Source organism: Halorubrum sp. B52 (genome assembly GCF_059752555.1).
Genome location: NZ_MWTG01000018.1, coordinates 175928 through 199971, shown reverse-complemented (window position 1 = coordinate 199971; position 24044 = coordinate 175928). Strand labels below are relative to the sequence as shown.

The 24044-nt window shown below is 60.1% G+C and carries 26 protein-coding genes and 3 pseudogenes; 8 read left to right on the top strand and 21 right to left on the bottom strand.

Annotation, left to right across the window (positions count from 1 at the left end; genetic code table 11):
• Positions 1-16 precede the first annotated feature (16 nt).
• The 3 genes from B4V04_RS17830 to B4V04_RS17820 form a co-directional block, all read right to left on the bottom strand.
• Entirely contained in the window at positions 17-721 is a 705-nt protein-coding gene (locus B4V04_RS17830) for a thymidine kinase (RefSeq protein WP_498232998.1), read from the bottom strand.
• 103 nt (positions 722-824) lie between these two features.
• Positions 825-1889 (bottom strand): amidohydrolase family protein, encoded by a 1065-nt coding sequence (locus tag B4V04_RS17825; RefSeq protein WP_498232997.1) that lies wholly within the window; start codon positions 1887-1889, stop codon positions 825-827.
• A gap of 67 nt (positions 1890-1956) precedes the next feature.
• Entirely contained in the window at positions 1957-3243 is a 1287-nt protein-coding gene (locus B4V04_RS17820) for an HD domain-containing protein (RefSeq protein WP_498232996.1), read from the bottom strand.
• A gap of 103 nt (positions 3244-3346) precedes the next feature.
• Here B4V04_RS17820 and B4V04_RS17815 point away from each other — a divergent pair, with 103 nt between their 5' ends.
• A complete protein-coding gene (locus tag B4V04_RS17815; protein WP_498232995.1) occupies positions 3347-3751 on the top strand; it encodes a universal stress protein in 405 nt (134 codons plus the stop codon).
• Between the two features lie 18 nt (positions 3752-3769).
• On the opposite strand, the gene B4V04_RS17810 is transcribed toward B4V04_RS17815, so the two are convergent.
• The 6 genes and pseudogenes from B4V04_RS17810 to B4V04_RS17785 all read right to left on the bottom strand — a co-directional run.
• Positions 3770-5008, bottom strand: coding sequence for an HD domain-containing protein (locus tag B4V04_RS17810; protein WP_498232994.1), 1239 nt, complete (start codon positions 5006-5008; stop codon positions 3770-3772).
• Between the two features lie 13 nt (positions 5009-5021).
• The gene (locus B4V04_RS17805) at positions 5022-5591 is read right to left on the bottom strand and encodes a helix-turn-helix domain-containing protein (RefSeq protein WP_498232993.1); all 570 of its coding nucleotides are present in this window, start codon (positions 5589-5591) and stop codon (positions 5022-5024) included.
• Positions 5592-5671: 80 nt separating this feature from the next.
• Positions 5672-6346 (bottom strand): annotated as a pseudogene (locus tag B4V04_RS17800) (phosphoribosylamine--glycine ligase); the annotation flags it as partial.
• 291 nt (positions 6347-6637) lie between these two features.
• The gene (locus tag B4V04_RS17795) at positions 6638-7963 is read right to left on the bottom strand and encodes a restriction endonuclease FokI C-terminal domain-containing protein (RefSeq protein ID WP_498232992.1); all 1326 of its coding nucleotides are present in this window, start codon (positions 7961-7963) and stop codon (positions 6638-6640) included.
• A gap of 88 nt (positions 7964-8051) precedes the next feature.
• Entirely contained in the window at positions 8052-8408 is a 357-nt protein-coding gene (locus B4V04_RS17790) for a hypothetical protein (RefSeq protein WP_498233389.1), read from the bottom strand.
• A gap of 87 nt (positions 8409-8495) precedes the next feature.
• Positions 8496-8564 (bottom strand): annotated as a pseudogene (locus B4V04_RS17785) (zinc-ribbon domain-containing protein); the annotation flags it as partial.
• A gap of 31 nt (positions 8565-8595) precedes the next feature.
• Between B4V04_RS17785 and B4V04_RS17780 the strand changes: the two are divergent.
• Positions 8596-9297, top strand: a complete 702-nt coding sequence (locus B4V04_RS17780; RefSeq protein WP_498232991.1) for an HNH endonuclease — start codon at positions 8596-8598, stop codon at positions 9295-9297.
• A 4-nt stretch (positions 9298-9301) separates the two neighbouring features.
• Here B4V04_RS17780 and B4V04_RS17775 read toward each other — a convergent pair whose 3' ends face one another.
• From B4V04_RS17775 to B4V04_RS17755, 5 genes are all read right to left on the bottom strand, one after another.
• Positions 9302-10597, bottom strand: a complete 1296-nt coding sequence (locus B4V04_RS17775; protein ID WP_498232990.1) for a PD-(D/E)XK nuclease family protein — start codon at positions 10595-10597, stop codon at positions 9302-9304.
• 93 nt (positions 10598-10690) lie between these two features.
• Positions 10691-11596 (bottom strand): ADP-ribosylglycohydrolase family protein, encoded by a 906-nt coding sequence (locus B4V04_RS17770; protein ID WP_498232989.1) that lies wholly within the window; start codon positions 11594-11596, stop codon positions 10691-10693.
• A 43-nt stretch (positions 11597-11639) separates the two neighbouring features.
• Positions 11640-11909, bottom strand: a complete 270-nt coding sequence (locus B4V04_RS17765; RefSeq protein WP_498232988.1) for a DUF8110 family protein — start codon at positions 11907-11909, stop codon at positions 11640-11642.
• Positions 11910-11966: 57 nt separating this feature from the next.
• Complete coding sequence (locus tag B4V04_RS17760) at positions 11967-12323, bottom strand: DUF8165 family protein (protein ID WP_498232987.1); 357 nt, start codon at positions 12321-12323, stop codon at positions 11967-11969.
• A 157-nt stretch (positions 12324-12480) separates the two neighbouring features.
• Entirely contained in the window at positions 12481-13248 is a 768-nt protein-coding gene (locus B4V04_RS17755; protein WP_498232986.1) for a CBS domain-containing protein, read from the bottom strand.
• Positions 13249-13963: 715 nt separating this feature from the next.
• On the opposite strand from B4V04_RS17755, the gene B4V04_RS17750 reads away from it, so the two are divergent.
• Positions 13964-15235: a Cdc6/Cdc18 family protein gene (locus tag B4V04_RS17750; RefSeq protein WP_498232985.1), complete on the top strand. Its 1272-nt coding sequence runs from the start codon at positions 13964-13966 to the stop codon at positions 15233-15235.
• 86 nt (positions 15236-15321) lie between these two features.
• On the opposite strand, the gene B4V04_RS17745 is transcribed toward B4V04_RS17750, so the two are convergent.
• Complete coding sequence (locus B4V04_RS17745) at positions 15322-15822, bottom strand: hypothetical protein (protein WP_498232984.1); 501 nt, start codon at positions 15820-15822, stop codon at positions 15322-15324.
• Between the two features lie 716 nt (positions 15823-16538).
• Here B4V04_RS17745 and B4V04_RS17740 point away from each other — a divergent pair.
• Positions 16539-17045, top strand: a complete 507-nt coding sequence (locus B4V04_RS17740; RefSeq protein ID WP_498232983.1) for a DUF7342 family protein — start codon at positions 16539-16541, stop codon at positions 17043-17045.
• Positions 17046-17558: 513 nt separating this feature from the next.
• Here the strand turns inward: B4V04_RS17740 and B4V04_RS17735 are convergent.
• From B4V04_RS17735 to B4V04_RS17725, 3 genes are all read right to left on the bottom strand, one after another.
• Positions 17559-17888 carry a hypothetical protein gene (locus B4V04_RS17735; RefSeq protein ID WP_498232982.1) on the bottom strand — a complete coding sequence of 110 codons (330 nt, stop codon included), beginning with the start codon at positions 17886-17888 and terminating at the stop codon, positions 17559-17561.
• A gap of 243 nt (positions 17889-18131) precedes the next feature.
• Positions 18132-18533, bottom strand: a complete 402-nt coding sequence (locus B4V04_RS17730; RefSeq protein WP_498232981.1) for a PIN domain-containing protein — start codon at positions 18531-18533, stop codon at positions 18132-18134.
• A complete protein-coding gene (locus tag B4V04_RS17725) occupies positions 18530-18787 on the bottom strand; it encodes an AbrB/MazE/SpoVT family DNA-binding domain-containing protein (protein ID WP_498232980.1) in 258 nt (85 codons plus the stop codon). The genes B4V04_RS17730 and B4V04_RS17725 overlap by 4 nt, the downstream gene beginning before the upstream one ends.
• A gap of 232 nt (positions 18788-19019) precedes the next feature.
• On the opposite strand from B4V04_RS17725, the gene B4V04_RS17720 reads away from it, so the two are divergent.
• The 4 genes and pseudogenes from B4V04_RS17720 to B4V04_RS17705 all read left to right on the top strand — a co-directional run bounded on the left by B4V04_RS17720 (position 19020) and on the right by B4V04_RS17705 (position 21148).
• On the top strand, positions 19020-19199 hold the full coding sequence (locus tag B4V04_RS17720) for a hypothetical protein (RefSeq protein ID WP_498232979.1): 180 nt from the start codon (positions 19020-19022) through the stop codon (positions 19197-19199).
• Positions 19200-19347: 148 nt separating this feature from the next.
• Complete coding sequence (locus B4V04_RS17715; protein WP_498232978.1) at positions 19348-19854, top strand: hypothetical protein; 507 nt, start codon at positions 19348-19350, stop codon at positions 19852-19854.
• Between the two features lie 129 nt (positions 19855-19983).
• Positions 19984-20393, top strand: a pseudogene (locus B4V04_RS17710) (winged helix-turn-helix domain-containing protein).
• Between the two features lie 251 nt (positions 20394-20644).
• The gene (locus tag B4V04_RS17705; RefSeq protein ID WP_498232977.1) at positions 20645-21148 is read left to right on the top strand and encodes a hypothetical protein; all 504 of its coding nucleotides are present in this window, start codon (positions 20645-20647) and stop codon (positions 21146-21148) included.
• A gap of 48 nt (positions 21149-21196) precedes the next feature.
• Here the strand turns inward: B4V04_RS17705 and B4V04_RS17700 are convergent, their stop codons facing one another.
• From B4V04_RS17700 to B4V04_RS17690, 3 genes are read right to left on the bottom strand one after another with little or no spacing between them, the layout of a single operon-like run.
• Positions 21197-21931, bottom strand: coding sequence for a hypothetical protein (locus tag B4V04_RS17700; protein ID WP_498232976.1), 735 nt, complete (start codon positions 21929-21931; stop codon positions 21197-21199).
• A 37-nt stretch (positions 21932-21968) separates the two neighbouring features.
• A complete protein-coding gene (locus tag B4V04_RS17695) occupies positions 21969-22625 on the bottom strand; it encodes a hypothetical protein (protein WP_498232975.1) in 657 nt (218 codons plus the stop codon).
• Positions 22622-23563, bottom strand: coding sequence for a hypothetical protein (locus B4V04_RS17690; RefSeq protein WP_498232974.1), 942 nt, complete (start codon positions 23561-23563; stop codon positions 22622-22624). The genes B4V04_RS17695 and B4V04_RS17690 overlap by 4 nt, the downstream gene beginning before the upstream one ends.
• Between the last annotated feature and the right edge of the window lie 481 nt (positions 23564-24044).

The following is a 24044-nucleotide window of genomic DNA, read 5'->3' as shown; positions in this document are numbered from 1 at the left end:
CCGACGGTCGCTCCCTTCAGTCGTCGCTCGCGTCCACCGGTTCCTCGGCGCCGTCGGCGGACTCGTCGGGGTCCGTCGACGTTCCGGACCCCGGCTCCCCGCCGGTCAGGTACGACCGACCGCCGTCGGCGCGCTCGCCGGCCCGCAGGACGTGACAGTCGCGGCACCGGGCCTCGTAGGACTCCTCGGCGCCGACGAGGATGGTCGGGTCCTCGGCGTGGGCGGGCTCGCCCTCGATCAGGCGCTGGTTCCGCGAGGCGGGCTCGCCGCACTGCGAGCAGATCGCCTGGAGCTTGTCGACGTACTCGGCGGTCGCCATCAGCTGCGGGAGCGGCTCGAACGCCTCGCCCCGGAACGTCTGATCGGTGCCGGAGACGATCACGCGGGTCCCCGCGTCGGCGAGCGCGTTACAGACCTCGACGAGCGCGTTCGAGAAGAAGTTCGCCTCGTCGACCGCGACGACCTCCGGGAACGGCTCGTCGTCGAGGATGTCGAGAGGGCCGTCGCCCTCGTTGTCGACGACGGTCGCGTCCCACTGGCGGCCCGTGTGGCTGCCGATCGTCGTCTCGCCGTAGCGGTCGTCGACCGCCGGCTTGTACACCGCGACGGACTGCCCGGCGATCTCGGACCGGCGGAGCCGGCGAAGCAGCTCCTCGGTCTTCCCCGAGAACATCGACCCCGAGATGACCTCGATCCAGCCGGATCGAGTGATGGCGTGCATGAGCGATCGGGCCGGTGCCAGCGACTAAACCGTTTCTCTCCCGGCTCGTCGCGGCGACTGCGACGGCGACCGAATCGCGGTCAGACGCCGGCCGCGATCGCCTTCAGTCCCCCGCCGAGCCGATCTCCTCGCCGCAGATCACGACCCGCGAGACGTCGGCGGCGCCGGCGCGCCGGACGATCGCTCGGACGAGGTCGCGCGCCCCGGCGAGGTTGTCGGAGTCGCCGTCGAGGACGAGCAGGTCCGCGTCGGCGCCGGGTTCGACGACCCCCTTGTTCAGCCCCGCGATCCGGGCGCCGTTGACGGTCGCCATCCGGAGCACGTCGCGGGCGGGCAGGTCCGCCAGCTTGGCGGCGAACTCCATCTCGCGGAACATCGACGGGGAGTCGAGCATGACGTTGTCGGTGCCGAGCGCGACGGTCGTCCGCTCCGCGAGCTCGCGAATCGGCGGGACGCCGACCTTCGTCACGAGGTTCGAGCGCGGGCAGACGACGACCGGCGTGCCGCGGTCGTCGAGCCGTTCGAGGTGGATCGGCTCCGCGTGGACCATGTGGACGAGGAAGTCCGGGTCCAGGTCCATCGCAGGGTTGACGTCGTCGGCGTCGCGCTCGCCCGCGTGGATCCCGAACAGCTTCCCGGCCTCGCGCGCCTCCGTGCGTACGGCGTCGAAGTCGGCGTCGCGGGCGCCGGAGGCGCCGTACCCGTCCGCGACCGAGAGCACGTCGGGGTCGTCGCGGCCGAACACGACGGGGTCGATCGCGCGCTCGCCGAAGGCGACGCCCTCGCCGGCGACCGCGTCCCGCAGCGCGGCCACGCCGTCGACGCCGCCTTCGCGGAACTCCAGGAAGGCCCCGGTGCCGGTCGACTCCATGTACCGCAGGGTGCGGGCCATCGCCGCCACCTTCTCCTCGCGGGTCGCCGACCGCAGGAGCCGGTGTTTAAGCCCGTCCGGCGGAGCGACGAGCTCGTCGAGCGAGAGCCCCTCGCCCGCCTCCTTCGCGATGGAGTCGCCGATGTGGGTGTGGGCGTTGACGAAGGCGGGGAGGATCACGTCGTCGCTCTCGACGGACTCCTCCTCGACCCGGACGATCTCGCCGTCGTCGACGACCACCCGTCCCTCGACGGGCTCGAACGCCTCGCCGACGAGTACCGTCCCCTCCAGATGCATACCTCCCGGTCGCCAGCCCGAGGTTAAAACGGTACGGGAACGGGTCGGCGGAGGGCCGCAGCCTCCCCTACTCGAACTCGTCGAGCGTCGTCGGCATCGCCCCGCGCACCTCGGTCACGAGCCCGTCCGGGTCGAGGCCGAGCACGTCCGCGGCCGCGCGCCCGACGCGGTCGGTCGCCGGCCGGGGGGCGTAGACGCCGAGTCGCCACTGGTTGCGCTGTGCGGTCCGGAGCGCGGAGACCAGCGGCGACTGTCGTTCGAGCCGGCGCACCTCGCCGCTGACGGTCACGCGGGCGGTCGACTCGCGCATCGACGGTTCCGGCGGCACGTCGAGGATCACGTGTTCGCGGTCGACGCCGGCCTCCTCGGCGATCTCGCGCTCTAAGGCGACCTCGGTCTCTCGATCCGCCTCGTGGACGCGCTCGGGGACGTCGTCGTACTCGGCCCACACCGCCAGCTTGTAGAGGTCGCGCTCGTCGTAGCGCCGGGAGAGCTCGGCGGTCGCCCGGCAGTCGCGAACCGCGGCGAGGAAGTCGTGGTCGTCCATGCGCCGGAGCTCGGGGGCCGTCGTCGCGGTCGCCTCCAGCAGGTCGCTCGCGGCCCGCCGCAGCATCGCCTTCGAGATGCGCGCGACGTGGTGGGTGTAGACGACCGGATTCATCAGCGCGCGGGCGAGCAGGAGGCTCTCCGCGGTCTGGACGTTCCCCTCGTCGAGGACGAGTTCGGGGCCCCCGCGGTCGGTTCGGTCGCGTTCGATTCGGTCGCGGTCGGCTCGGTCCGCGATCTCGTCCTGTTCGACGAAGGTCAGTTCCCGGACGAACCGCTCGGTGTCGATGGTGCCGTACGGGACGCCCGTGTGGTACGCGTCGCGGACGAGGTAGTCCATGCGGTCGACGTCGAGCTCCCCCGAAACGAGCCCGGCGTACCGCCCCTCGCCGGCGACGATCCCGGCGATCCGGTCCGGGTCGAGGTCGTGGTCTCGGAGGACCTCTCCGACCGCGCCGGTCGCGAGCAGCCCGTCGACGTCGTCGTGGTACTTCCCGGTCCGGCGGTGGGTGAGCGACTCGAGGTTGTGGCTGAAGGGTCCGTGGCCGACGTCGTGGAGCATCGCCGCCGCCTCGATGCGCTCGGCCCGCTTCCCGCCGATGCCGAGGTGATCGAGCGCGCGGCTGGCGAGGTGGTAGACGCCGAGGCTGTGCTCGAAGCGGGTGTGGTTCGCGGAGGGGTAGACGAGCTGGACCGTGCCGAGCTGTTTCACGTGGCGGAGGCGCTGGACGGCGGGGGTGTCGATGAGCGCGGCGGCGACACCGTCGATCTCGATGTGGTCGTGGACGGTGTCCTTGACCGTGATCATGCGGACCGGTTCGTCGGCATCTGATAAAAGGAGTGGGAGGATCGGTCGCGACGAGCGGGAACCCCGGCCACCGTTTATAAGCATCGTACGCGAACGTCCCCACATGTACGACGTCCTCATCGGGATCGACAACGAGGCGGACCGACGCGCGGTGGCGCAGGCGGAGGCCGTGGCCGACCTCCCGCGCGCGGCCGACGAGACGAAGGCGCACCTGTGCCACGTGTTCCGCGACAATCCCGGGGGCGCCTCGGTCCACCAGCTGTCGGCCGTGCGACGCGCTCGGGAGACGCTCGAGGAGGCCGGGGTCACCTGCGTCCACTACGAGGCGAGCGGCGAGCCGGCCGACGAGCTGCTCGCGGCCGCCGCCGACGTCGACGCGAACGCGATCTGCGTCTCGGGCCGCAAGCGGCGACCGACAGGGAAGGCCGTCTTCGGCAGCGTGACGCAGGACGTCATCCTCGGGAGCGACCGCCCGGTGTTCGCGGTGCCGGCGCCGGTCGACGACTGAACGGGGACGACCGAGCGGCTACGTCCGCGCGCCGACGCCGCGGAGGCCGAGGACGTCGCGCGCGGCCTCGCCGACCGCGTCGACGTGCTCCGGCGGGCAGTAGACGCCGAGCGTCCAGCGGCGGCGCTCGGCGCTGCGCAGCCCGCCGACGAGCTCCGAGGCGTCCTCCAGCCGCTGCGGGACTCCGTCGACGACGACGGTGGAGCCGGACTCCTTCAGCCCGGGCCGGGAGGGGACGTCGACGACGACCGCCTCGCGATCCAGGCCGACGCGCTCGGCGATCTCGCGCTCGGCGGCGACCTCCTCGGCGTGGCCCGCGTCGACCGTTCCGGCCGGCACGTCGGCCAGCCCGACCCACACCGCCCGCTTGTAGAGGTCGCGGCGCTCGATGCGCCGGCCGAGCTCGGGGACGGTCTCGCGGAGCTCGACGAGCAGGTCGTGGTCGGCCATCCGGCGGAACGTCTCGGCGTCGGTGTCGGTGCGGTCGAGGTAGCGCTCGCAGGCGCGCTCTAACATCGCGCCGGCGACCCGCGAGACGTGGTGGCGGTAGACGACCGCGTTCATCAGCGACCGGGCGACGAGCAGGCTCTCCGCGGTGGGGACGTTCCCCTCCGCGAGCACGAGCTCGGCGCTTTCGGGGTCGACCGAGCCGGGGCCGCTCGCCCCGCCGTTCTCGGCCGAGCCGCCCTCGCCCGCCAGCCGGAGCTCGTTGACGAGCCGCCCGGTGTCGACCGTGCCGTACGGGACGCCCGTGTGGTGGGCGTCGCGCACGAGGTAGTCCATGCGGTCGACATCGAGCTCGCCCGAGACAAGTGCCCCGAGCCCGCCCTCGCCCGCGATCAGCGAGGCGACGCGCTCGGGGTCGAGCCCGTTGCGCTCCAGGACCTGGCACACCTCGCGGTCGGCGTCGGTCAGGAGCCAGGCGACGTCGTCGTGGTCCCGCCCCGTCGCGCGTCGGATGATCCCCTCGGTCTGGTGGCCGTAGGGGCCGTGACCGGCGTCGTGGAGGAGCGCCGCCGCGCGGACGTGCGCCGAGGTGTCGGCGTCGACGTCGAACCCCTCGACGGCGCGGCCGGCGAGGTGGTAGACGCCGAGGCTGTGCTCGAAGCGGGTGTGGTTCGCGGAGGGGTACACCAGCCTGACGGTAGACAGCTGTTTGACGTGACGCAGCCGCTGGAAGGCGGGCGTGTCGATCAGCTCGGCGGCGACGTCGCCGAGCCGGACGTGACCGTGGACGCTGTCCTTGATCGCCTTCATCGTCCCGCGCGGGTCACTCGTCGACGATCTCGACGCCGAGCCGCTCCTCGAGGGCGCGGACGACGGAGCCGCCGACGCCGGCCGTCGCGGCCCGGCCGTCCTCCACCGCGAACAGGTCGTCCTCGTCGACGTCGAGCTCGTCGGCGAGCTCCTCGACGGTGAGGCCGGCCTCCTGTCGGGCCGCCGCCACGTCGTCGCCGTAGCCGGAGACGAGGTAGGGGAGCCGGTCGGACTCGTAGCTCGTGCCGCCCTCCTCCCAGTGCTTGGAGTCGCCGGTCACGGAGTCGTACATCTTCGCCTGCTTCCGCGCGAGCTCCTTCTTCCGGCTCTCCGAGCCGCTCGACTCGGCGCTGGCGCCGCCCGGGCTCCCGCCGGAGCTGCCGCCGCGACTGCCGCCCGAGCCGGAGCCGCCCCCGCTCTGCGGCGCGTTGCCCGCGTCGTCGTGCGGGCGGCAGTCCGAACACACCAGCAGCTTCGCGCCGGCGACCGTGGCGCGCTGGAGCTTCGTCGTCTCCCGCCCGCAGAGCTCACAGGCGTCGCCGTCGTCGCCGCCGCCGCCTCCGCCCGTCGAGTACTTCGCCATACCGCGAGTGGTGGACCCGGACGGTTAAAAAGTCGTGGAGCGACGGCCGTTCGGGCGAGCGGCGAACGCCGGCGCCGACCTCACTCCCCGCCGGGCCCGAGGTACCCCCACGCGAGCAGCCGGTCGCCGTCGCCGTCGACCCACCGCTCGCCGATGTCGTCGCGGTAGTACATGTTCGGCATCACGATGTCGTCGATGCGGTCGTACGCCCGCTCGCGCGCGGCCTGCATCGTCTCGCCCTTGCCGGTGACGACGATGGGCATCCCGTTGTCGCCCGCGGCCCGCCACTGCCCGTCGACGCTCTTCGCGTCTTCGAGGTGGATCCCGTCCCTGCTCTCCGTCTCGAACACCACGGCCGCGTTCCGCGAGTTCTCGTCGTACGTCTTCTCGTCGTCGAACGGGAACGGCGGGAGCACGACGCGGACCGCGATCTGGTACCCCCGGTGGACCGACAGCTCCGGGTCGTTCCCGTGGGCGAGGTCGTAGAAGAACTGGCCGGTCCCGGACTCGAACGACTCCTCCTGTAACGCGATCGTCGGGTAGCCGAACCGCGGCGTGAACTCCAGCGGGTAGATCCCGTTCTCGTTCACGATGCAGTTGATGTCGATGCTGCCGACGTACCCCTCGTCGGCGAGCCACCCCTCGATCTTACCGAAAGTCTCTTCGAATAATTCGTTCTGGCCGGCCCAGAACATCGACGTCCCCATCTCGCCGGTCGAGGGGCCGATGTTCCCCGGGAACAGCTTCTTGTGCTCGCAAATGTGGGATCTAATATGGATTTCAAAATCAAAATGCGGCATATCAGGACCTCTATCACTGAAATTTCCGATATAAGGTTTTTGGCCTGATTTCCCCTTAAGTACCTCTCAGGGAAGAAATCACGATTTCAGAAATCATGATTTCCTACACAGAGAGGAACCGCTAGAATACTCTGGCACCTACCGCTGACTACGAAAACGTGTAGACATATGTGACGATGCTTCGTGCTTCAATAGGCCAGGTCTACTCACTGCTTAGGGAAACGAGTAGCAGGGAGTGGGGGTAGTTTATAGAAATTCGTCGACGGTGACATCTCTCCAGTCGGGGAGTACATTGTTCAACTCCTCTCGACGAAAGATGCCGTCTCTCGTTCCGAACACTGCCCGAATATCATCCAGATTCAGGTACGGTTCCCGGAGACGGAGCACCATGAGTTCCTCAAGTAACTCCGCGCTAAGGAATACGATACTCTCTACGGCAGTCGTCTCGCGGATCTCGCGGAGCGTGCCCTGATCAGGATTGGTGAACGTCGAGGACACGATAGCGAAATAGATACGACGAACGCCTTGATCACGCAACTGCCGGGCGTGCGTCTCGATGTACTCTCGAATCGCTCGGTCGTCCGTGGCGATGGAGTAGCCGTCACCGCGGACTTTCGCGTCGTAGATGATGGCGTAGTCGTTTCGAACAGCGGTAGCGATACCGTCGGGCTGGCGACCGGATCCCTGCCCGAGTTCTTCGACATCGAAGCCGAGGATTCGGAACGAGTGGTGGAGTTTCTCTTCGAAGACGACCGCTAAATCTCTGTCTTGCTCTTCGTACTCTGCTTCAACTGCACTGTCTCGTTCCGCGACACCACTCAGGTCAGAGACGATAGGTGGGAGGAAGCTAGCGAGAACGTCTTCTTCCTGAGTACCCCCCGTCGGATCTCCCGTCTCTTCCTCATTTGCTTCCCACTCTGGGCGGAGTTCTTGATCCCAGTAAATCGCATTCGAGATGTCTCGGTACTCCCAGCCGGCGTCGGTCGTTTCTGTTGCGAGGTCAATTAACGTGCCCAGTGCTTCGATGAATTCGACGTAGTCCTCACCGTATTCTCCATCTTGTATAAACCGATCGTGGTCTTCTAAGTAGCGTTCAGTCGTGACGTAGAAGACGGGATACTCGGTCGGCGCTTGTAGATGCCAGAAGTAACTGAGAAAGAACATCGCAGGCTTGTAACGAGGCTCTGCGTCGATGCTGTTGTCCCGGTAGGTTCGCGCCAGGTCGGCGTGCGCATTGATTCGCTCCACAGCCTCGGCCCTTGACTCGGGCTTGGGGAGAATCTCACGCAGGTGGGCAGCGAGCTCCTCCTGATCGGGAGTCGCGTTCCACATCTGGTTGAAGTGCATTTGCCCGTTGAACCCATCAAACCCCCAGTACGGGTGTTGCTTGTTGAGGCCGTCATTACGCGGTTTAAATTCATCAAGCGTGATTTCCCCGTCGAGAAACTGGTTCAACAATGGAAGGAGACGTTCGTTCCGAACCTGATCGCGCTTCTCATTGCGCTCACGGTATCGTGATTGCGCTCGGTCGTTCTGAAGAAACGCTTCGAACAATTCGGAAGGGTCGGTCATCGTTCCCACAATATCCCGGCGGAGACAAAAACCCACGCGGCAGAGATCGTAAGCACCGCGCGCGTTTCAATCCGGTTCTTGAGTTGACTCACTGTTGTTTATCGAACTCCGCAGCCTTCTCTGAAAGTTCTTCTAGGCGCTCTGAGAACTCGTTGTCCCACTCCGTTCCAAATGCACGGTCGTACAGTGCCGGCACGAGTAACAATCCCATCCACATCATTCGTTCCTCCATCTGAGAACTGGTGAGTTGCTGTACGTCCTGACTTAGAACGTCGGCGTCACCGGTATTATCGAGAACAAGGGCGAGCAAATTGACATCCTCAACAAGCGCCACTGTCGCAAGGTCCGCCAACCCAGCTCCGACATCTCTAGATAGGTTCGAGTAGCTGACTGTCTCAGAATCCAGTTCCCGTTCCTCACTCAGTATCTCGGTCAGGTACTCCATTGATCGCCTGCTAAGGAACCCTCGACGACTCGCTGCCGTCCCTGTCGGAGGTCTCTGATCTGTCTCGCCCCCGATCTCAGCGAGTGGGTGGCCACATTGGCCGCAGTAATAGTGCTCATCCTTGATTTGCTGTCCACAATTCGGGCAGTGTGACATATAATAACAATGCTCTTCTTCGTTCTTAGCGATGAGCATAGCCTGCCAAACTCAATCCGACCTGCGGTACTGCAGCTACGAGAATCGTATGTGCCTCACTCCGAACGCACAGCAGTACAACCCCGCCCACAGAGTACCAGCAGCTACGCGGATACGAGGGTCAATTACTGAACTCCCGGTTTTATCGAACCTGATTGATAGAGAACCGCCGTTTGAGTCCGATGACAGGGACACCTTCGAAACCGGCGACGTCGCTCAGTGGCCGACCGGTGAGATCCTTGACCAAAGCGGTCGGATCCGACGCTACGAAACCGCCGAAACCATCGTGAGCGACGCCTTCCGTGACAACGCCTTCGACCGGTACGGCCACGCCTGCACTATGACCGGAATTCGAGAAGAAGACCTCTTGGACTTAGCCCACATCCTCCCACGAACTCAAGACCCCGACCTGGCCGAGCACCCAGAAAACGTCCTCATCTTGAACTCACTCCACCATCGCGCGTTCGATGCCGCCCTGTTCACCATCGACAGCGACCACCGCATCCGAACCAGCCCATTCTTCGACCCCGCCCACCCGTTCCTCCGCGACACCATCCTCAACCGCGACGGCGAGCAACTCGCATTCCCGCCTGACGCAGGAGTGCGACCGACATTCCTCGAAGAACTCAACACCGGGCTCTCGTGGCTATATACGAAGATAGTAATAGGCCGCATCCGCGAGCAATTGAATTAGTTTCTCAGAATTGGACGTCCGGTGGTTCCTCAAACGGAAGTGCAGTGATGATCTGATCCACAATATCAGCTACTGGCTTGTTATCTTCAAGTGCCTCCTGGAGAGCTTCGAAGTACGCGTCTGGATCGCCGGGTGTGTATTCATAAGCGCCGTCTTTTGACTTCAGCATGTATTTGTCCCGACGGCTGGGCGAACCGATCTCCATAGTCTCCGGTATCCGACTCTGGATAACGCCCTTGTTTTTATTCCAACATGATTTAATCGAGTCGTTTGCGTCACTCCCTCCTTCGATTTCGAGGTTGAGAACTAATACGCCCTTTTGAAAATGTTCCCAACGTGGTTTGTGCTCGAAATGGACATCGACATCTAGGTCGTCGCTCTGCTTCCAGCTTCTATGGTATACTTGTCCCCAACCCGGTGAATCACGATTTTCTCTATAGTGAATTGCCCAATTTTCGTCCCAAAAGTCTGGTTGATAATCGCCGGTTGATATCGCACTAACCCATTCGTGGGCTAAGTTCCGAGCGACAAACTCGTTGCCCGCCTCGTTAGCAGCATGAATCGCGTCTCGGTGTTCAATGTACTCGTCTTTTAATTCCCGAAAGGTTCTGTCGTCCTGATCCATGTTTGTCTTGTACGAAATCAGCTCACGATAGTCTCTCAACTGCTCAATGCTTCGAATGGGATAGTGACCGTTAGGAGGGGCTGTTACCGTATCTATCGCTCTGGCGATCTCGTTCCAGGTAACCATCGCAAACTCGTGGTCGGCATCGGCATCTGGCGGGAATCCCGGCGGCTGCTCAGTATCAATATAGATGTAGAATCGCCGTTCAGGGTCATACTCTGTTACATCTAAGTTGCTGAACTCGGAGGCCTCAACATACCTTCTCAGCTGTCCAGCGTCATAGCTTGCATTGACTTTCAATTCAAGACAAATGAACCATCTATCGGGCTGGTAGATGAGGATATCTGGCCTACCTTCGTCACCACTAGCTTCGGTTTCTATTTCCACAAGATTCCAGTCGGGATGCAACAGATCTCGTGTGAAGTCCGTTTCTTCTGACACTATCTCCAGAACATCTTCTAAAAGAACTCCCCGGAAGCCATGTGGTTTGGAGGGATCCAAGAAATACGCAAGATACGCCTGCCAGTACCGTTCTCTATTCCGTCGTCCGAGAATACGGAGTGTTGGCCAAGGACGGCGAATGTCTCCACGCTCAGTAAGCGCTTCCACCCGTTGGGCGAAATCCCGGATATCAGATACGGTTTTGTCTACGTCCCGGGACTTCACATCCACCATGCGAACCTTATTGAACAGACCATTAATAAAACTGCATAGGTGGGGCTCGGGACTTGACTGACGCTGGTAAGAGCGCTCTTTTCGTCGTCAGTATCACTCCAACGTGAGTTGCTCTGCCAGTGATTTGAGTTCCTCGGACCCATCGAGAGCAGCAATCCACCGGTCTGGAAGCGTTGATGCTCCAAACCGTGCACCGGCGACCGCGCCCGCTACCGCGCCGATCGTATCGGTGTCGCCGCCACGGTTGACAGCAGTCACAATCGCCTCCTCAGAACTTTCGGCGAATAATCCATCGTGAAGTGCTGTTTGCAGCGAATGGACGACGTAGCCTGACGTCTCTAACGTACCGGGAGATTCGCCGCAGGCGAGTGGTTCGAGCGCTGCTACGAGATCGTCAGGTGCGTCTGAACCGATGTAGCCGAGCGCGTCTCTCAACGGCGTTGCCGCGTCGTCGAGCAAGCCAGCTATGGTGAGATTCAGAACTGCACACCCGTACGTGCACCGTGGATCCGCGTGTGTGATCTTCGAGGACTGCCGACTCACTTCGGCGAGTCGCTCCCAGTCCATCGCGTACGAGACGGCGAGCGGCGCGCACCGCATCACACTCCCATTCCCCGCGTTCTGGCCTTCCGGACTTTGCTCCCAGACCTGCTGACCGGCCTTGTCCCACTCGTCACCGCGTTTGAGCTGGTTCAGTGCCCGTCTCGTCATCCCTCCAATGTCGAACGGGCCGGTGTCGTACCACGCGACGAACCGGTCAGCGACATCCGCCGGATCGAACGTTTGCTGTTCGACGAGACTACGAGCGATACACAGCGCCTGTTCTGTGTCGTCAGTGATTGTCCCAGCAGGCTGGTTCCACGTCCCGTGCCCAATCATCTCGTCGAGCCGCCCGTGTTCAGTGCTGATTTTCGATGCAGACTTGAACTCCACTGGTCGGCCAAGTGCATCCCCGCACGCCAACCCTAGTAGAACTCCACGGGCTCGATCCGAATTCATACGTCACTTAACGACTACCGCTGAGAAAAATGTAGGGCGGCAGTCACTCGTCGGGCTTCGTCCCGGTGCGGAGATTCTCTCGGTATGCTGCCAACGCCTGATACATCTCCACTGTCTCGTCTTCTGTCATCGTGTCATGTTCATCGGGGTCGTAAAACGGGAGTTCGTCCTTGTCGGGCACCGTCATAACTCGCCCGAGTGGGTACAGTTGCTCGTAGTAGTGTTCCAGCACCCACTCTTCACCGTGCTCCTCAACTGCTTGCTGGATGTACGGGGCAGCCTCCAGGTAGTCGTCCGTAAGCGAGTCAGTCATCGTGAAAGGGTGGTCGTGCCGCGGTGTTCGTCTCCGATTCGTCGTCCATACAGCCGGTCACGCGTCCGTGTATTCGGCGAGTGAGTGGTCGGGACTGTCGGTGACCCACTTGCCGATCTGGATGAGGTCAAACGCCTCAATCGGGGTGTCGAGCGCATCGGCGACCGTAGACCGAACTCCGGGTGCGAGCTCGTCAACGGGGATCGCGGTAAGGGGGTGCTGGGTGAGGAAGTAACTGCTCGCTAGGCTCGTTGGGGCGATGATGATGACGTTCTCCCCGTCAGCGTCGGCAATCGCGAGTTCCGCATCTCGACGCTGGAACACCGTCGCATCGAGCTCCTCAACGGGGAAGAGTACGCTCGCATCCCCGTGACCAATACTCGCCCCCGCTGACTGGAAATGCCCATTAAGCATAATTGCTATATAATATATTCTTACAGGGTATTAGACTTGCGGTAGAATGCTGTACGGCAACAAGCCACAATCCTCAATCGCTTACCGTGATCCCACGAACCGTCAATCCCAGAGAAGCAGCGGCTACGGACCTTACGAACGTCTATCGGGGCAGTCGCTAGACTGTGTTGGCGATACCGGTGAAGTACGAATGAGCGATGTCCAACTGATCCCGATCAACTTCATCGGCTTCTGCACGGAAATGGAATAGCGCGTTTCGAGTCTCCCGAATATCCTCAAGCAGATCTTCCACCATTGAGCGTTCCTGCGTCAATCGAGATGGAAGCTGCTCCAGGTTCCTCGTCATGAATAGTCGATACTCGTCGAACGAGAAATCATCGAGCCGCTCAGGAGGATCATATCGGTCGTCATTCTCAGCCCGGGTAGCGAACGCCTCCTCCATGCACTGGTCTACATCATCGACGGACTCTCGGAAGATATGCCGAAGGCTTTCCTCGATCTCACCAATCTTCAGAAACGGATCGACTTGAAGTTCAAGGAAATACAGGATATCATACCGCGTCAGAATCCCTTCAAGCCCATCCGAATCACCAATGAGGACAAAATCATCCTCAGCAAATGTCTCGAATAACTCGAAAATATCGTGATCAGGATCGACAAACTTCGGCGACGTATTCAACGCAATCTTCACCGACGTCTCCTCGACACTCACATCCTCCATCGACTTCACATACCTCGTAACCGACTTGTACGTAACCACGCCCTCAACCCCGTACTCACTCTCCACCGGGAGCTGGTCAAAATCATTCTCCAACATAATCTCCAGCGCAGTTTGAATCGAATCGTCGATATCGACCGTCACTGGCTCATCTGGCGACGCGGCTGTACTATGCGACAAGACATCGTCCGCCGTGAAGAACTGCATATCTACGCTAATCCAGTGTAGAATTAATTACCTTATGCAGCCACCCTTGCTTGGCGCGGCGTGGGTCATGGAAGATAGACTGAGTAGTCTGCCGGATTCACCGTAAGTTCGGAATTTTTAGTGAGTGGCTGTTTTGGGTTGTGGCTCGCCTGAGACAGCGTATTTTGTCAAAACACGGCGGAGAACCGGGACACCCACCCCCTATTTCGTGCGTTCTCCAATTCAAGCAGGGGGTGGAGGGAGATCCACCGTCGTTACGAGTGATCATGGAGATACGTATCCTATTTAAAAGATATTCCTGCGTCAGAAGGCCAAATATAAAAAACGCTTATTGAGTCATCTAGCCACGGTATCTGCATGTATATATTGCTATTACCATAAGATATATAATATAGTGAAAAAGCAACGCTCAGCTAGCTACAGGAACCGAGAGCAACTCTCAAACTCAAGCACCGCATTAATAAGAAAACTCGCAGACACTGGATAGAGCCGTTCCCGTCACAATCGTTCACTCCACGCACACACCGACCAGCGACCATACTCCCCACCCCCTCCCTTTTGACCGGGGAACGTGCGAAATAGGGTGTGTGTGTCCCCCCGAATCGCTGGGACCAGTGCAGAAATCACCCATCTCAGGGCTTACCCATTTATAACCCTAATTCATAGGGATAGGTAACCGGCGGTTCGCTCACCACCCCTCACAAATACTCACCAAATGGCGATATTCAAGACCAGACAACCGTTCCGCGATGAGTACATCTCCGACACAGTCGTGGAACGTGACGACACTATCTCCGACTTAGTGAGTAACTTTCAGGACTTCGTGGACGGCTCTCGCCCGCCCCACCTACTGATTCACGGGGATTCTGGGACAGGCAAGCGTACGGTCACACGACATATTCTCACCCTCGTCGAAACAGCAGTCGAACGAGATATCGAGGTGATCACAATAGACTGTAGCGAGTATACGTCACTGTATCAAATCTACGTTGAACTCGCCTACCAGGTCTGCGAGGAAAGTTATCACGGTCGCTCGCAACCGGAGTTAGAACAAGCGATCCTACAGCAGATGGATGATCCGACCATCACTTGGTATCTGGTCTTAGAAAACCTCGAAGGACTCGGTGACAACGATCTGCCGTTTGACGAGATACAGCAAGCGATCGAAACGTACGGAACAGACCAGACCGAATGCGGAGTCATCGGAATCTCCAACGATTCTCGTCTCTACAACCGCCTTCCGCGAGATGTCATCTACAGACGATACATGGACACCGTGGAAACAACGCCGTACGACGCCGCACAACTACGGCATATCTTAGAGTCACACGCAGAGGTCGCATTCACGGAAGACGGAATTTCCAAACCCGTGATTCCAAAGTGTGCAGCAATCATCGCTCAAGAGACCGGGAGCGCGGCCGAAGCCCTCCAGTTGCTCGAATTAGCCGGGTACGTTGCACACCAAGCCGACGCCGATCAACTAACGGAAGCACACCTCAATACCGCAAGCGAAACACGCGAAGCGCTCGGTTCATACACCACATTCACACAGGAGCTCAATCCGAAGGAACAACTCCTGTGTACTATCATCGCTGTCCACACCTCTGTGGATATGACCGGCTCCACTAGCGACGACGAAACGCAACCCGGAGCAGACAGAACTGACGAGAAAATCACTACTAGTGAGTTATCCCACATGTATGAGAGCACCGCCGAGTCGTTTGGCCTCAAATCCGTCTCAAAACGGCGCGTTGAACAACTAATAGGTAACCTCCGCGAAAAGGGACTCGTGAAAGCTTATCAACACAACACCGGCCAGAACCGCGGCATGTGGCTCTCATATGAACTCACAGTGCCTCCTCACGAAATTCTTCACCCGGCCAAAGCAACGTCCGGCCGGTACAAACGGTTTCTCCGCAACCACCATGTCTCGATACCCAAGTACGACGTTGACATCAACGCGTTTCTCTCCGACACTTGGCCGTAGCGGCCCCTAGCACAGTTTCGCGGTTCACCCGGCTACGAGGAATTGTGAACGACACTCCGAAAGACGGTTCTGTCCGGCGTCATGGATCAATCGACGTACCCTCGTTCTCGGAGAAACGCATACCGGTTTTTGTGATTACCGAGAATCCCTTCGTACGGATACTCTTCGGCATATTCGTGGAGGACCTCTGAATCGTCGATTACAACACCGTAATAGTGGTCAAACGATGCTGTCGTCGGATCGACAAGATGCTCTCCGTCAAGCAGACACCACGCGTGTTCGATCCCACCAACGTCAAGATCGGTCATGACTGCGAAACCTTCGACGTACGTGAATCGGTCGTTGTACTCCCACATCCCGAGTGCATTAGCGAAACACGACTTTTCGGCCGGTTCGGTCACTCGAATCCCGTCCGCGATGAGATCGCGGTCGTCAGTGGCCACATCCTTTGAGAGGGTTATCGACCGACCAGCAACCGTCGCATGTGTGAGTTCAGTTTCCGAGACGCCTTGCCCATGATCTGAAACATATGCGTGTACTGGTGAGCTTGTTTCAGACGCTTCCACGTATCTCGTAGCAGCGTTCATCTTCCCGTACCAACGACTACAATCGCGTTGATGTGGTTGCCCTGGTCTCGTTTCTGAACTCGCGCGCTTTCGGATCGCATTCTAGTAGTACACCGGCGGATCGCCGCGAAGCGGGCCACACACCGCCGCGTGGTGAACAGGTGAAACCAACACGCAGTAATAAACCCTCGTCCTCTCAGCAACCCAACGAAGGAGCCACCGAGACACCGTGTGTCACGCCGGATTTTGACTTACATATACATGCGACACTCCCAATACTCCGCCGCAACCTACAACGAATTCTTCGTAATCCACGACTGGTTTCATTCATCACAAAAATACCCTGCTCATAATCCGCCACGAGCGGACTCGCAGCAACTAGCAACGCATCAAACGGTGCGGATGAGTTACCGGAGGGTGCAATCGATCCTAACCCGCCGCAGGTACTCTTTCATCGAGTTTCTTCACCGTGTTTTGATCTCATCGCCGCTCAGCGTACATAGAACCGAAGTCGGGTCACAAACCCCACACACAGATGTAGATGCGTCTAAAGGGAATCGTCGTCTGGAACGCGTTAACCCCCGCAGATCACCGCCGCACAGTACATCATCAACAGGAACTGCCGCGTCCGACGCAACCCACTCCCAACCACTCACTCGTGTCTCTACAAATGAGTCTGCCGCCAGAGCAGTGTCGACGAACCAAGAACCATTGTCCCTACTTCCGTAGTGGAGGGCATGACGGACGACGCTCCACCCTCATTCGAGAGGCCGTTTGAAGGTGAAGACGCGGAGCACCGGGTGTACGGTGCGGTACTACATGCCCGAGAACCGACAACTGTCCGCGAGATCGCCGAGTTGGCTGACTGTTCGGACGAGGCAGCACGGTCACACTTGTCTTTCTATGCTGAGCTCAGGATTGTTATCCGTCACGAGGGCCGGCCAGTCCGGTATGAGCGGAATGAGGAGTATTTCAAGTGGCGTCAAGCGACTAGGCTGGCAGAAGAGAACACGGTTGATGAGTTACAGGCTCGCGTGTCAGAGCTAACTACTCGTATTGAGGAGTACCGTGTCCGCTACGACGCTGATTCACCTGCTGCGGTCGATGTTCTCGAATTCAGCACGGCACAGATTGACGACGTGTATACGGACCTCAGCGACTGGACCACCGCTCTCGAAGAACGCCAACTGTACGAACGCGCTCGTAAGAAAGCCGCGGAGTCCACGGCACCATCACGCAGCTGACAATCGTACCACTGGGCAACAAAACGAATCTCGCGCAGTAGTCTAGACAGTGGTGCTTCGGGGCAACTAGCCGATTCGTCCACGGCTACTCGGAAACCGAAACGGATCGGAACTCGATACCTCTCACGACCACGCCACGTGTTACGACCGCATTTTCGCCATCATCCTCAACGGCGTTGATATCGCACACCACTCAATTCAGTTCTCCAAGCTGTGTCGCTACCAAATTGAGTTCGGCCGTCTCATCCAGAACACTCAGCCATCGATCCGGGAGCTATGACGCCCCGAACCGCGCACCAGCGACCACACCCTTGACATCCTCCCCGCCCTGAAGGCGGGGCTTTCTCCTTGTACTTCCGTAACAGCGGCACAAACGACTCAGAGAATGATAGGGCCGGGTAGCGTGTTCAACGCGCTTCGTCTCCGCGTTCGTTGATTAGCCAGCATCGCAAGTCTGACGATCTATCGCTGGTCACCGCCCGTTGCGTTCACTATCTGTGAGTCCGACGCGGGTCACGCGTGGCCGCGAAGTACCGCTGAGATCTCCGTGGCGTCTCGCGCCGGCTCGCTCCAGTGATCGGTATCAGCAGATTCGACGTAGACCTGTAATGCGTGTGAGCCCGAAAGTAGGAAAACGGACGCTCGCTTCTCCCGATCCGATCGGTGGTCGAACGCCACAAGAAACCAGTCTCCCGTTGCGTCCTGCGCAATCTCGACGTCCGTCTCGGCCACCGTCCAGTCCGTCGGAATTTCGAGTTCAGAAAGCAACGCGTCACGCGTCTGTTCAGCCACTTCGGCGTCGGGATCGGTGAGCTCCGACAACCGGCTCCGAAGTGTCGTCATGTGATACTGCCGTGTAGCACTCAAACCCGGGTATCGCTTGTGCAATACGTAGCACATCTGAGAGGTTGTTCGCACTCGTTACACAACACCCTGCTCCCAGTCTCACCCTCGGACAAGCCGTCCACAACGTTGTCGCCGACGCTGACAGTCGGGGCATCACTCACGTCCCTCCCGCTCGAAAACCTCCGGTCGTACAACACCGACTGGTACAGGCACGCCGCGATCCGCGCCGTCGAAAGCGTGTTAGTCGGGAGTGAGCGGCCGACGGTCGAGATCAGATAGCCCGTCGTACGCCTGGTCGGACCCGATGAGCACGCCGCCGTGGCGCGTCACGGCGTGTGCAGCGTGAAGCGCGTCGAACGGCGTGAGATCGTGGTCATCAAGATACGTTGCCGCCGCAAGCAGCAGTTCCTCTTCTTCCGGTGACGGCAGTGGAACCAAGTCAAGCATGTTCGCAACGAGCGGTGTCACCTCAAACCGGAACCCGTCGTCTTCCGTGTACGTGGCGACGAGAAACTCCGCGTACGCAAGCAGCGACGTTTCGACGGATTCCTCGGCGAGAACCGCCTCAACTTCCTCGCTCAGCCAATCATCGGGTTTCGCCACAGCGAAGAGAAAATCAGTTTCGACGTACGTCGCCGTCACGTATCCGACTCCTCCGCGGTTTCTCGGCGAGCCTCCTCCGCGATCGTCGCCCGTGCATCTTCACGAAGCTCATCAATATCCTTCCCTTCGAACACGGGGCCCACGCTCTCGCGGACCGCCTGAAGCGGATCGTCGTCAACGGGAACGAGGACGATTCGACTTGGCAGGTCAACCACGCGGAACCGCTCGCCGTGACGGTCCCGGAGATCCTTCGAGAGATAAATCCTCCCTCGATCATCAGTCTCAGTCGTCATACCTCACACCACGCGTGGGACAATAATCAAATTTTCCCAATACTACCGTGTCCACCCCCGTCGTCCGTTTTGCCGATGGATTTCAACAGCACTACCGAATGGAGGACAGCCCTCGGCGGAGCACGCTCTCCGACGCCCCCGAGCATGCGTGTAACAAGAATACCCCCGTAACGCGGTGACTCCGGACGGCCTGTGGGCCACACACTTACCCGACCGCACCCATCGACCAGACATGCCCAGCACGAACAACGAGGATCCGAACGCGGGGAAGCGACCGTACCCGCCCGAGATCGAGGAAACGACACAAGGACACCCTAACAACGAGGACCTGGATATCATCGACGACCCTGACCCGGACGCAGGGAAACACCCGTACCCGTACGACGTCAAACCAACTGGCGACGGTGAGTGATCGTCCGAAAACACCGTACCGGTCAGTCCGCGAATTTCTCAACACTCATCAGGCACGCCGAGCGCGAGAACAGAGGATGAGCCGCGCAAGTCCGGAGAGCGTGGTTTAACCTCAAATCGTAAGGCCCTGTAACCAGTCTCGTCGCTCAATGAGGCCTGAGATTCGGAGACGGGACACGTGGTCGTTCAACGGGGGGAGAGATATCGTCGAGGACACAGGCCTGAAAGAAGAGCTGCCAGCAATCGCGGAAGCGTACATCGACCACGGCGGAGGGAACCAGAACCTGAGCGACCGGCGTGAACTACTTGCCCCGCTCAACTGGGAACAAGAAGTCTCGGTCAAATTCGAGACAACCACGGACTACGACGTGGTCTCCCGTCGAGCGAGCTTCGACGCCTACAAAAACGGAATCTTAGTCGAACACGAGAGCGGCGAGCAAATGCGCGCGAACTGGCACCTCATGAAAATGGAAATCGCCCACCGCGACCCCACCGTGTTCCCAACGGGTCGCACCGCCGATGTCGGCGTACTGTTGATCCCATCGTACGTCAATTTCCCCACCCTTGGGCGAACCGAAAACGACGTACAGGCCGTCTTAGAACAGTACTTCGATTTCTCAATTCCGCTGTTTGTCTGGGAATACCCTACCGAGTGAGGAACTTACGCTGTATTCCACAAAATATCTGACCTCCGTTCAAATCATCTCAGATTTAAAAACCAGTGTTTTTTGAGAGAATTCGACTTGAGAGTGCCTAAGGTCCTCTCTCCTGTACGGGACACTACGATGGCGGCGAATCACCCGCAATCACCCGGCGCAGCGTTCCTGGGGGAACCCAAAGATTTGCTGCCCGAGGATAGCGTCCTCAGCTTTGAGGAGTACCTGGCGATGTACGTAGCGGTCGGGCACCGCGCTAGGTACGAAATCCTCTACCGCCTCATCCACAGCGGCGACACGAGGCCCACAGAACTGGCGGACGCGATCGACATCGACGACAGTACCCTCCACTACCACTCAACAAATTCGTCAACGTCGGGTTCGTCGAAAAACGCCAACACACCGAGCGAGAAGCAGACGGCCTCTACACGTACTACCGAGCGACAGTGTTCGGCGAGGTAACGTTCACGAGCGGCGTCGACGAACTGATCCGCGGCGAGAAAGACTTCGAAGCGATGTACGACAGTTCGGCCGAGTGAACCGTACAACCCGACTCGGTCACCCGCCGAGCGCGGGCAATCTATCCCGTCGATCGACCGCTCATCGCTCGGCCCTACACATTGGCCTGCGCGCCTATCTAGCTCTGTCTACTCCTGCTGACGCTCACGCTGTCAAACAAGCCGAATCTGGTGTATATACTGAATAATAACGATTACAGTATTCTCTGACCTAATTCATCTAGATGGGTCAGCGAAAGGGTGTTATCTCACCAAGATATAGCTGCTTACTAATGGAGGATAATCCGAACGAGCAACGAAGCGATCTAGAAGATGAATTAATCGATCTAACTGAACCACCACTTTACGACGTTCAAACGAGTGATATTGACGTTAGCCAGACCATCGTTGACGCGAATCTCACTGAAGTCTGTGAACCGCAACATGGAGACTGTATTAGTGTCATGATTGCGATTAAATCCCTGTTTGGTGGAACACCAATCGCCGTATATCCGCTTGACACGCGACCAATATGGCAGCCAAGTCATGTGGCACTCAAACCATCACATGCGGATGGAAATGTGTTCGTTGACGGGACTGGAGAACTGTCCCTCGATCGACTAACTGATTTTATTTTTGGTTTATATCATTTCGATACTATTCAGGAGGCCATAGAAGATGGACTTATTCAAGAAATGCCACCCGAGCGGTTCGATCTTCGCTATGCAAACGCACCGTACAGTCGATCTACCGCTCACGAAATTATTAATCATATCACAGACACTATCGAGAACTAACCTTCCAGAAGGACAACCGCCAACTCGGTGGTGATTTCTGGTCAGACGTTACTCTACAGCGTCACGCCGACGGACGGGTCCGAGTCGCGTGACTTGCCCGTCATTGACGAGTCGTTGTAACCCGTCCTGTGTCGGGAATCCGAACGTCCCGGTTTCGACTGGTTGCCCGGGTGCGACGGCGCGGTAATACTTTCCTTGACGGTATTCGGCGAGAATCCGGCGTTGACACCCAGCCACGTCGAACATCCCAAGATCATACGCTTTGTCTCGCTGGGCAATACGGGCGAGACCGCGCCGATACCCTAACAGCGACTCCGGGACGAATTCAGCCATGGATTCCACGGGGAACGCGTAATTCTTGAACGTCACCGGATCCCCCACGGTAATTGTGCCGTCCGTCGGGTCGTACTCACCGAACCGGAACGGTGCTTGTAATTCCGGGGTCAGCGCCTCCCGAGCATCACACATCTGGTCTCGATTGTCAGTATGGAACACCCAGTGCACCACGAACCCCAAGCGAAGCGCTTCCCGCGTCTTCTCTCGGAACGGTTGATCGGACCCAGCGACGAACTCAATCCAGCGGTTCACGTCACCTCCGATCACCGCACAGTCCGGAACGCGGTCAGCAACCTTCCTCTCGAATCGGTACTCACCGTGGAAGAACGGTTCCGTTTGCCTGCAGCGACACCGCTCCAACTCTAATTTCGGCCAGAGATGCGCCCACGACTCTTTCCCCGCAGTCCTGAACCCATCAACGTCATCCGGGAAGTCGTCTGTACTCACTGTCCATCACCAACGGTCCATCGTGTCGTGTATCGTGTCATGCGTCGTTCCGTGTCGGTGTCAACGATTTCACGTCGAAATCTGACTTCGAGCAGTACTGTTCCGCGAGCCGTCCGAGGTCACGGGTCCGCAGCACGTCCGCCACGTTATGCGCCGCGAGCGCCGCGAATTCCCCGTCCTCAAACGCCGTCACCGCTTCCGCACTCTCCGCGAACGGATCGAACTCGCCGTACGTCCCGTCGCACAGCACGTCGTATGCGGTGTCAAGATCGTTGTGTGCGTCACCGTCGACACTCGTGTTGAATCGCTTCGAGACGAGCGGCAGCACGTCTGCGTACGGCACGCCCGTGAACGGCCACGGGATGTCGAGGCGTGTGAACCGCGTGCGGAGAAACGGGAGGTCGAACCCGCCGCGCCACCGCTCCCCGTTGTACGCAACGAGCAGCACGTCCGCGTCCCGAAACCGCTCCGTGACGAACCCGGCCACGGCCGCCAGCAAGCCGTGCTCCGACGCGTGCGTCGACACCTTCACCACCACGTCCCCACCGACCTCACCGATCTCAGGAGCGGCCCGCCCGGCCGTGTTGAGGAACACGCGCACGCCGAGCGGCACCGCGAACCCGACCACCGTCACGACGTCATCCGCGTCGAACCCGGTTGTCTCGATATCGAACGCCACTTGCCGCAACGTCACGCCCCGCCACCCCCGGCGTCTGAACGCCCCGGCACGCGGTCATCGACAGCTGACCTGATGCGCAACTCACCGAACCCGAATCTGGAATGCGTCCCAACCCGCAACACACCGTTCACCGCTGTCCGCACCGGGTTCGAACCAGAGTACGGGACGACTTGCCCGTGATCAAGCACCGTCACCGCGTACGACTCACCGCCCTGCACGAGCCGGGTCTCCCGCCGCCGCAACTCATCACCCTCTACTCCCCACCACCACGGCACCGACTGTGCGTCCGCCCCCGGGTACTCCGACTTGATGACAAACGGCGTCACCAACTCAACCTCACACACCGCCCCGTCGCGGTGTGCCGCTTCGAGTCGAGAGTAATCGAGTTCCTCCAACTCCACGACCCGCGTATCAGCGACTGATAGTTCACCGAACCCGTAGTTCCTCGCGCCGCCGACCTGAATCCCGTTCAGGATGTCCTCGGACAGCGGGATCGTGTCGTTGACGCCGTCCACGTGCACGTAGCAGTGCACGTACCACGACACCGACCGCCGGTTATTTCGCATCGCCTCGGGCCGCCCAAACCAACACTCGTTGTCGAACGCCACACGCCCACCGTGCATCCGCACATCATGCGTGTTATGCGCATCCCTGGGCCGCGACTCCAACAACCATCGCTGCGCCGGATCACGATACAGGAACAAATCCTCGTACGCGTCCACCGCTGGGAGCGACCCGCCGAGCTTCCCCGCGTACCCAGGCATCGAATGCGCATCCGGGTATTCACCGTACTCCTCCGGCACGAACACCCCGTGACTCACTCGTAATCGCCGCCGCGTCTCATCGTCAACGCGCGGAGCGAGTGCGTTGAACAACGCGTTCCCCGTCACGAAATACGGGTGGACCGCGTACTGCGACTCCAACTCGAACAACACCTGCTGAATCCGCGTCACGCACCCACCCCACCACTTCCACTGGAGATAGTTACATGTTCACACACCACATTACTACCACCCCACTCCGCACACCCCGTTTCCAGTGTTCTCCACGACGCACTCTCCCCGGAATCCACACACCGCGTTTCCAGTGTTTTCTGCCGGTCGCCCACGCGATCGGCACACCTCGTTTCCGGTGTTCTCACCGAGTCCCGGCGGCAGGGTCGAAGCGTCACTCGGCGCTGCGACCCGCACCACCGGTTTCCGAGCCGCGCGCCGGCCCCGCGTCGTCCCACCACGGACAACACGACACCAGACCCGCGGCCCGCAGCACGCGCCCACTGTGACTGCGAGCCCACCACGACCCGCACCCACCCGCCACGCCCACCACCCCGCTCACGAGGCCAGCGCGACGCGTGCTGCGCCACCACGCCCAGCACGCTCACAAAACGATCCACCACGACCGCTGCGCCCCGCCGACCCCGCCCGCCCGTCCGGA

Excerpts from the sequence above, each read along its gene's own strand:
- B4V04_RS17740 (WP_498232983.1), top strand. The coding sequence starts at position 16,539 with ATGACGGACGACGCTCCACCCTCATTCGAGAGGCCGTTTGAAGGTGAA.
- B4V04_RS17750 (WP_498232985.1), top strand. The coding sequence starts at position 13,964 with ATGGCGATATTCAAGACCAGACAACCGTTCCGCGATGAGTACATCTCC.
- B4V04_RS17825 (WP_498232997.1), bottom strand. The coding sequence starts at position 1,889 with ATGCATCTGGAGGGGACGGTACTCGTCGGCGAGGCGTTCGAGCCCGTC.
- B4V04_RS17775 (WP_498232990.1), bottom strand. The coding sequence starts at position 10,597 with ATGGTGGATGTGAAGTCCCGGGACGTAGACAAAACCGTATCTGATATC.
- B4V04_RS17725 (WP_498232980.1), bottom strand. The coding sequence starts at position 18,787 with ATGACGACTGAGACTGATGATCGAGGGAGGATTTATCTCTCGAAGGAT.
- B4V04_RS17810 (WP_498232994.1), bottom strand. The coding sequence starts at position 5,008 with ATGAAGGCGATCAAGGACAGCGTCCACGGTCACGTCCGGCTCGGCGAC.
- B4V04_RS17735 (WP_498232982.1), bottom strand. The coding sequence starts at position 17,888 with ATGACGACACTTCGGAGCCGGTTGTCGGAGCTCACCGATCCCGACGCC.
- B4V04_RS17715 (WP_498232978.1), top strand. The coding sequence starts at position 19,348 with ATGAGGCCTGAGATTCGGAGACGGGACACGTGGTCGTTCAACGGGGGG.
- B4V04_RS17805 (WP_498232993.1), bottom strand. The coding sequence starts at position 5,591 with ATGGCGAAGTACTCGACGGGCGGAGGCGGCGGCGGCGACGACGGCGAC.
- B4V04_RS17815 (WP_498232995.1), top strand. The coding sequence starts at position 3,347 with ATGTACGACGTCCTCATCGGGATCGACAACGAGGCGGACCGACGCGCG.
- B4V04_RS17780 (WP_498232991.1), top strand. The coding sequence starts at position 8,596 with ATGAGCATAGCCTGCCAAACTCAATCCGACCTGCGGTACTGCAGCTAC.
- B4V04_RS17830 (WP_498232998.1), bottom strand. The coding sequence starts at position 721 with ATGCACGCCATCACTCGATCCGGCTGGATCGAGGTCATCTCGGGGTCG.
- B4V04_RS17790 (WP_498233389.1), bottom strand. The coding sequence starts at position 8,408 with ATGGAGTACCTGACCGAGATACTGAGTGAGGAACGGGAACTGGATTCT.
- B4V04_RS17720 (WP_498232979.1), top strand. The coding sequence starts at position 19,020 with ATGCCCAGCACGAACAACGAGGATCCGAACGCGGGGAAGCGACCGTAC.
- B4V04_RS17770 (WP_498232989.1), bottom strand. The coding sequence starts at position 11,596 with ATGAATTCGGATCGAGCCCGTGGAGTTCTACTAGGGTTGGCGTGCGGG.
- B4V04_RS17705 (WP_498232977.1), top strand. The coding sequence starts at position 20,645 with ATGGAGGATAATCCGAACGAGCAACGAAGCGATCTAGAAGATGAATTA.
- B4V04_RS17795 (WP_498232992.1), bottom strand. The coding sequence starts at position 7,963 with ATGACCGACCCTTCCGAATTGTTCGAAGCGTTTCTTCAGAACGACCGA.
- B4V04_RS17745 (WP_498232984.1), bottom strand. The coding sequence starts at position 15,822 with ATGAACGCTGCTACGAGATACGTGGAAGCGTCTGAAACAAGCTCACCA.
- B4V04_RS17760 (WP_498232987.1), bottom strand. The coding sequence starts at position 12,323 with ATGCTTAATGGGCATTTCCAGTCAGCGGGGGCGAGTATTGGTCACGGG.
- B4V04_RS17820 (WP_498232996.1), bottom strand. The coding sequence starts at position 3,243 with ATGATCACGGTCAAGGACACCGTCCACGACCACATCGAGATCGACGGT.
- B4V04_RS17765 (WP_498232988.1), bottom strand. The coding sequence starts at position 11,909 with ATGACTGACTCGCTTACGGACGACTACCTGGAGGCTGCCCCGTACATC.
- B4V04_RS17755 (WP_498232986.1), bottom strand. The coding sequence starts at position 13,248 with ATGCAGTTCTTCACGGCGGACGATGTCTTGTCGCATAGTACAGCCGCG.